Annotated in this window: 6 protein-coding genes and 1 pseudogene; 5 read left to right on the top strand and 2 right to left on the bottom strand. The window is 62.2% G+C overall.

Annotated elements, in window-relative coordinates; all coding sequences use genetic code 11:
• From ATI53_RS23680 to ATI53_RS18595, 5 genes and pseudogenes are all read left to right on the top strand, one after another.
• A pseudogene (locus tag ATI53_RS23680) lies at positions 1-370 on the top strand (hypothetical protein); the annotation flags it as partial.
• A 263-nt stretch (positions 371-633) separates the two neighbouring features.
• Entirely contained in the window at positions 634-1,395 is a 762-nt protein-coding gene (gene repC / locus ATI53_RS18610; protein ID WP_111551076.1) for a replication initiation protein RepC, read from the top strand.
• Between the two features lie 292 nt (positions 1,396-1,687).
• Positions 1,688-2,950 carry a glycosyltransferase family 4 protein gene (locus ATI53_RS18605; protein WP_170134618.1) on the top strand — a complete coding sequence of 421 codons (1,263 nt, stop codon included), beginning with the start codon at positions 1,688-1,690 and terminating at the stop codon, positions 2,948-2,950.
• A 256-nt stretch (positions 2,951-3,206) separates the two neighbouring features.
• On the top strand, positions 3,207-3,404 hold the full coding sequence (locus tag ATI53_RS18600; RefSeq protein ID WP_009506819.1) for a hypothetical protein: 198 nt from the start codon (positions 3,207-3,209) through the stop codon (positions 3,402-3,404).
• A gap of 44 nt (positions 3,405-3,448) precedes the next feature.
• Positions 3,449-4,180, top strand: coding sequence for a sugar transferase (locus ATI53_RS18595; RefSeq protein WP_009506820.1), 732 nt, complete (start codon positions 3,449-3,451; stop codon positions 4,178-4,180).
• Between the two features lie 22 nt (positions 4,181-4,202).
• On the opposite strand, the gene ATI53_RS18590 is transcribed toward ATI53_RS18595, so the two are convergent.
• Positions 4,203-4,865, bottom strand: coding sequence for a rhomboid family intramembrane serine protease (locus ATI53_RS18590; RefSeq protein ID WP_111551074.1), 663 nt, complete (start codon positions 4,863-4,865; stop codon positions 4,203-4,205).
• A 6-nt stretch (positions 4,866-4,871) separates the two neighbouring features.
• Positions 4,872-6,470, bottom strand: a complete 1,599-nt coding sequence (xrtD, locus tag ATI53_RS18585; RefSeq protein WP_009506822.1) for a VPLPA-CTERM-specific exosortase XrtD — start codon at positions 6,468-6,470, stop codon at positions 4,872-4,874.
• Positions 6,471-6,497: the final 27 nt, after the last annotated feature.

Here is a 6,497-nt window from a genome sequence, read left to right as displayed (position 1 = left end):
GCCCGCGCCACGAGCGGTGCGCGCCATAAGCCCGTTTGCGGATCCCGGGGCCGAACTTGCGAACCCGGCGATGGATCGTAGAGGCATCGACCGTCCCGTCCGTGCCGGGCTTATCGAGAAGCGAACCATGGCGAATGGGGCGCGGTCCGGATTTTCCGATTGTGGCGTCTTCTTCGGGGTGGCGATTGCCCGCGTAGACGAGTTTCTATCTCTGCGGGCCGAGATCGAGGCAGATCGAAAGGCCCATGCCCGTCTGCGCGGTCTGCACAACGCGCACAAGCGACACCTGAAAGGTGTCTTGTGTGAGCTGATCGATCGGGAGGGCCTTACCTCCGAGAGCGAGCGCATCCATCAGACGTTTGCGGAGTGACCGCCAGGGCAGGCGCTTCATCGGATGTCTCTGGAACAGCCCCAACATCACGAGGCGGAAGCCGAAGGCCTGACGATTTCTGTACCTGCATCTGCATTGCTGCATGAAGCGCATGATCGACCGCTCGAAAATGGGCGCTCTCAGATACAAGATACGACTCAAGATTCTAACAAAATAATCTGTAAAGTCTCTGCCGATATCCGGAGCGGGGTCAAGCCCACCCACTCCATTCAAGACAGGCCGCAGCCTGACGGCCGCGCCCATTGCTTAGAAAAAAGAATGGGGCTGCCAGCGAAGCGCACAAGTCCAAATTCATCCAGAACCTGGGCAGTGATCGTCTGTATGGTCTGTGTTCCGAAGAGATGAAGATGTGGCTGGATATCGAACGGCAGAGGCGAGGCAGGCTGGATTTACATTCCTTCGTGATCGCGGCGCACAAGCGCCTGCCCGAGTTAGGTATCCATCCGTCAGCTTGGGAAGAGGCTGTCAAGCTTCTGAACGAGGATGCTGCAATGCTTTGTGTACTGATCACTGATGCCAAGGTTGCTGACCCGGAGATCACCATCCTGTCCGCAGGCGCTTATCTTCGTGGGATGGTTCGAGCACAGCGCACGGGATCACTGAACATCATGGGGAGCCAGGTTCGAACCGGGTTCCGGCGGTATTTCAGCCAGGTGGAAGAATACCTGAACTTCTTGAACGAAATCTCGAGCCGGATCAGGAATGATGCGAGAGTTGCCGCATATGATTACCGGCATGTCTTGCAGGCAACCGAACCCGGTCGCGACAGCCCTGATAATAACGGGCTTCTCCCATCGCCGGCGGTCATGGACGATACTGGCGAGCTGTTCTTAGCCCCGGGGCCAAATATTCCGTGCCCCTTCCAAATTCGCGCCCCTTCCAAAAATGACGACCTTTCTGCCCGTGGTGTCCTCGAACGATTGGAGCGCCGTACTGGCAGCGTTTGCTTGTCGCGAGAGGCACCAGGCAGGTTGCATTTCCTGACCGTTTTCTGGTCATGCTGATTGTTGCGTTCTGCCTACAACATCCTTGTTGATGTGTCGTGCTCGGGATAAGGTTTGGCCGTATATTTTGGGATCTCGGGTCACCGGGGCAAGGGGGCGAGCCAGCTTCTGAAAATTCAAATTATGAGGCAGTCATGACCCTTGCGACAAAGACGCAGCACGGCAATCTAAGGGCCAGTACCTTTTCGAGTAACGAAGCCGCCCTGCCGCCCTGCCGTACGCCGATGCGACGGAGTACATTTCAAATATCCGTCCTGATGGGGCAGATGCCACAACAGTCTTTCGTGTGCTGATGCCTGTTTCCATATCCCGTTCCGTTCTGATTGTCGTCGAAAATTTGCCTGTACCGCTGGATCGCCGCGTCTGGCTGGAAGCGACCACGCTTGTCCAGGCGGGCTACGAGGTGTCGGTGATCTGCCCTATGGGGCGGGGCTGGGATGCTCCTCGCGAAGTCATCGAAGGGGTGCACATCTACCGCCATCCCGCTCCGCCCGAAGCGCATTCGGGCGTCGTCGCCTATGCCCGTGAATACCTGCACGCCATCCAGCATTGGTTCTGCCTGGCGCGCATTGTCAGGCGCGAGCGCGGGTTCGAGGTGATCCATGGCTGCAACCCGCCCGACCTGATCTTTTTGCTGGCGCTGCGTTACCGATTGGGCGGGGTGCGGTATCTGTTCGACCATCACGATGTCTGCCCCGAACTGTTCGAGGCCAAGTTCGGCCGGCGCGGTCTGTTGTGGCGGTTGATGCTGCTGTTTGAACGGCTGACCTTTGCGGTAGCCGACGTGTCGATTTCGACCAACGAGAGCTTTCGCCGCATTGCCATAAACCGCGGCCGGATGTCCCCCGAAGACGTCTTTACCGTGCGCTCCGCCCCGCGTATCGACAAGTTCCGGCCCGGGCCGGGGGATGCGTCGATCCGCAAGGGCGCCAAGACGGTGCTTGGGTATGTCGGCGTGATCGGGCAACAGGAAGGCATGGACCTTCTGATCGAGGCGTTCGATCTGCTGGGCCGCCAGCTGGGCCATGTCGATGTGCATCTCGTGGTGGTCGGCTTTGGCCCGCATCTGCAAGCGGTCAAGGAGGATGTGGCGGCACGCGGGCTGGACGATCGGGTCACCTTTACCGGGGCGCGCTATGGCGACGAGCTGCTGACGATTTTGAACGAGATCGACATCGGTGTGGCCCCCGACCCCAAGAACGCGATGAATGACATATCGACGATGAACAAGGTCATGGAATACATGACCCTGGAAAAGCCTCTGGTGCAGTTTGACCTGACCGAAGGGCGCGCCAGCGCCGGTGACGCCGCGTTGTACGCCAGCGCCAATGATCCGGGTGATTTTGCCCGATGTCTGGCTCGGCTGATCGAAGATCCCGAACTTCGCAGCAGACTGGGGCGGGTCGGCCGGGCGCGCGTGCTTGAAACGCTATCGTGGAGCGCCTCGGCCCCTCATCTTCTGGCAGCTTATGACCGGGTATTCGGCAAGTTGCATCCGGATCAGAGCGATGCTGCCAGGATCAAGCCGCCCAAGGCGCGTGCCTCCGCGCCCTGAGGGGCTTGGCCAAGGGGGTCGGTCTGGTCATGAACTGCCTGTCTTTTGACAATTCACCCCAGGGCTGCACTTGATTTGCAAGCAATGATGTATCCTGGTTGCTGTGTCATTAAATCCCCTCAATTAGGCTTGAATTTGAACAGAGCGACTTGCTAGCTCGGGATTGGCGCTGCAGTGGAAACAGTTGTGGGACAAGTGCCCGGGTATAGCCGGCTCTGATCTTCAAGCCGACGCGTTTAAACAGGCGAGTAAAAGCATGGAACTCTGGATTTTCTTCCTTGTGGCCTATGCGGCGGTGACGGCCGCGGCGCTGGTGATGACCTTCCGCGAGCAGCGTAGCAAAGGGATTTCGACGCGCGTTCATATCGCTGCCGGATACATGCTGTGCACCGCCTGGCCGGCGGTGGTGGCCGTCATGGTGATTTTCTACAAACCGATGTTGCAAGACAGCTGACATTTGCAGGGCCAAAACGGCCCGAACCACAGGAGCGTATCCGTATGGTCGTGGAATGTGACACGCCGCAGGCTGGACGAGCCCCTGGCGGCCAGCCCGCAGGGCTGCACAAAACCCAGCCAGCCGGATTTGGGGCCACGCCCGAGGGGCTGCCGCGTCGGAGGCCGGCGGGGATCTACCGCCGGTTCGGAAAGCGGGCGCTTGATCTGGTTCTGGTGCTGCTTGCCGCCCCCGCGATCCTGGTTCTGATGGTGCCGCTGGTCATTGCGGTGGCATGCGATGGGGGCGCGCCGTTCTATACGCAGATGCGTGTGGGGCGCGGCGGGCGACTCTACCGTATGTGGAAACTGCGGTCGATGGTGCGCGAAGCCGACAGGCTGCTGTCGGAACATCTGGCCGCAGATCCCGGAGCGCGTGTGGAATGGCAGCGCAATCAGAAACTGAGCCATGACCCGCGGATCACCGCCGTGGGGCGGGTGATCCGCAAGACTTCCCTGGATGAGCTGCCGCAGCTGTGGAACGTGCTGTGTGGCGACATGAGCCTGGTCGGGCCGCGGCCGATGATGGATAGCCAGCGCGGGCTGTATCCGGGGCGGGCCTATTACGGACTGCGCCCCGGGGTCACCGGGCTGTGGCAGGTTGCGGCACGCAATCAGACCGGGTTTGCCGCCCGCGCCAGTTTCGACACATTGTATGATCGGCGGTTGTCGCTGCGCCAGGATCTGGCGTTGCTGGCGGGGACGGTGGTGGTGGTTTATCGCTGTACAGGGCGCTAGGCACTGGACACTGACGAGGCCGCTATTTCTGGCGTAGGGGCCGTAGTGTTGTAACCAGCGCCAGCGCGGCGGCAACAAAGCCGCCCAGATGGGTTTCCCAGGCCAGCCCTCCCGCCTCGATCCAGGTGCCGGCAAGGTTCAGCGCCAGCACGGCCGCGCTGCGCAGGGCGCACATGCGCAGGATTCGGGCGCGGGGCTGGCCGTTGCGCGCCATCTCATGGGCTTCGCCAGCGATCCAGGCTGCGACCAACCCCATGATCGCGCCAGAGGCGCCCACCATCGGGCGCGGGCTTGTCGTCAGCAGACCAAAACACGCGCCACCGCCAAGCGCCGAGATCGCCAGTAGCGCCGCCAGCCGCGCCGCGCCAAAGCTGCGCCCGATCTGTTCGCCCAGCCAGCCGAAGACCACCAGGTTGCCCAGAAGGTGCTGCCAGCCCGCGTGCAGGAACGGGTAGGTCGCGAACATCGCCAGCGGTTGCGCGGGATAGTTGGCCTGCCAGCCGTGCAGCAGCCCGGCCCAGAACCCGCCGTATTGATAGGCCAGCGGGCGCCACAGCGGGCTGCCCCACAGCCCGGTATCCGCCCCTGACAGCAGCGCCTCGATCAGCACGAAAACGACGGCAGGGCCGACCCAGACCCACCGCGCCGCGCTCATGCGGGCCGGGCCCGTTTCGGGAGGCGGCATGTCATGTCATTCGGGGATGTAGCGGGGCAGGGTGGGCAGCAGCTCGGCCATGAACCCTTGCAGCCGGGCCCCGGCTTCGGCCTCGCTTTCGCCCCGGCCCATCGGCGTGATGAACCGCACCAGCGCGCCATCGGCGCGGCCGCGCGTCAGCCCGTCCCAGACCACGCTGGCCTTGACCGCGTAATCGTTGGTCATGCGCTTGCCGCGCTGTTCAAACCAGTAATAGACCATCTGCTTGGTCATGCCCTTCTGGATCACCGCGCGGTTCACCATGAAATCGCCATAGGCGGTGCCCGGCATGCTCATCGGCACCGTGTCGAGCGAGAACATCTCCCAGCCGCCGACCGGCAGGCAGACTTCGGGGGAATGAATGCCCGCGCCTTCGGTCTGGGTCAGGTAGAAGGCGGCGAAGAAATTCACCGGCTGCGCCGCGTCAGGGGCCGAATAGGTGACGTTGATGTAATCGGACGCCTTGAGCACATCTCGCGTGGCCTGGTCGAGCGACGAGAACAGCCCCTGCCATTGTCCGATCTCGCGCGGGAAATGGGTAAAGTTTTCCCGCACGATGCGTTCACGTTCGGGGGTGGGGGCCAGCATCCAGCCGCTCGCGATGGCCGCCGACAGCAGTGCCGCGGCCACGAGTCCCGCGCTCAGCGGAATGCGCAGAACGCGGGCCGCCTGTCCGCCAAGGCCGTCGAAATCCAGGTCGATGGTGTCGGCCAGCGTCTTGGGGTTGCGGGTGGTGTGTTGCAGGATCACCGCCAGTCCGAACAGCAGCGCCACGCAGGCGCCAAAGATCACCCAGCCTTCGAAGGTGTGCAGGAACCCTTCGGCCTGTTCGATGCCGAAATGGTTGACCAGGATGCCGATGACCCCGATGCGAAAGGCGTTCATGAACACCGTCAGCGGTGCCGCCGTCAGGAACAGCAGCGCCTTGTGCCAGAACGGCCCGCGATACAGGATCGCTGTGAGGTAGGAAAAGCTCAGGATCGGGAACAGGTAGCGCAGCCCGGAACAGGCCTCGGCCACCTGCAGTTTATAGACTCCAAGGTCGATCACGTTGCCCTCGAGGAACACCGGGATCTGCGCCAGTCGTATGAACCACACGCCCAGTTCCGAACTGACCAGCTGCAGTGCGATGGTCATGTGCCAGTACAGGAACTGCGGCAGCGGCAGCATGAACACCAGGTGCAGCACCGGCAGCTGGTGCAGTCTGCCGCGCTGCCAGCCCATCACCGTCAGCACCACGCCGCCCACCCAGACGATGAACCCATAGGTCACCACGTCGGGAATGCGCACCAGGTTGCCCAGAATGCCGATCACCAGCCCCAGCCCGATCACCACAAGGCCGGGCCAGCGCGTTGTCGGGGCCGCTGGGTCGCACGGCGGTGCTTGGCGCAATTCGCGCAGGAACAGATAAAGCGAGATCAGCGGGATCAGCGGCCCGTGGCTGTATTCCGGCGTCGACCATGCAGAGGCGAGCGATTGAAACCCAAGCCAGAAAACCGGAAGCGCGGCGATGACGAGCACGGCAAAGGCGGCAAGTCCGGCGGGGTTGATGCCTTGGGCAGGCAGCAGCCGGAAGGAGGTGGCAAAGCTGGACACGGGCAAAACCTCTGGCGTCTCGGAAAC

It is taken from the genome of Salipiger aestuarii (genome assembly GCF_003259905.1).
Classification (GTDB): Bacteria; Pseudomonadota; Alphaproteobacteria; order Rhodobacterales; family Rhodobacteraceae; genus Salipiger; species Salipiger aestuarii.
This window is presented reverse-complemented; position numbering and strand designations above follow the sequence as displayed.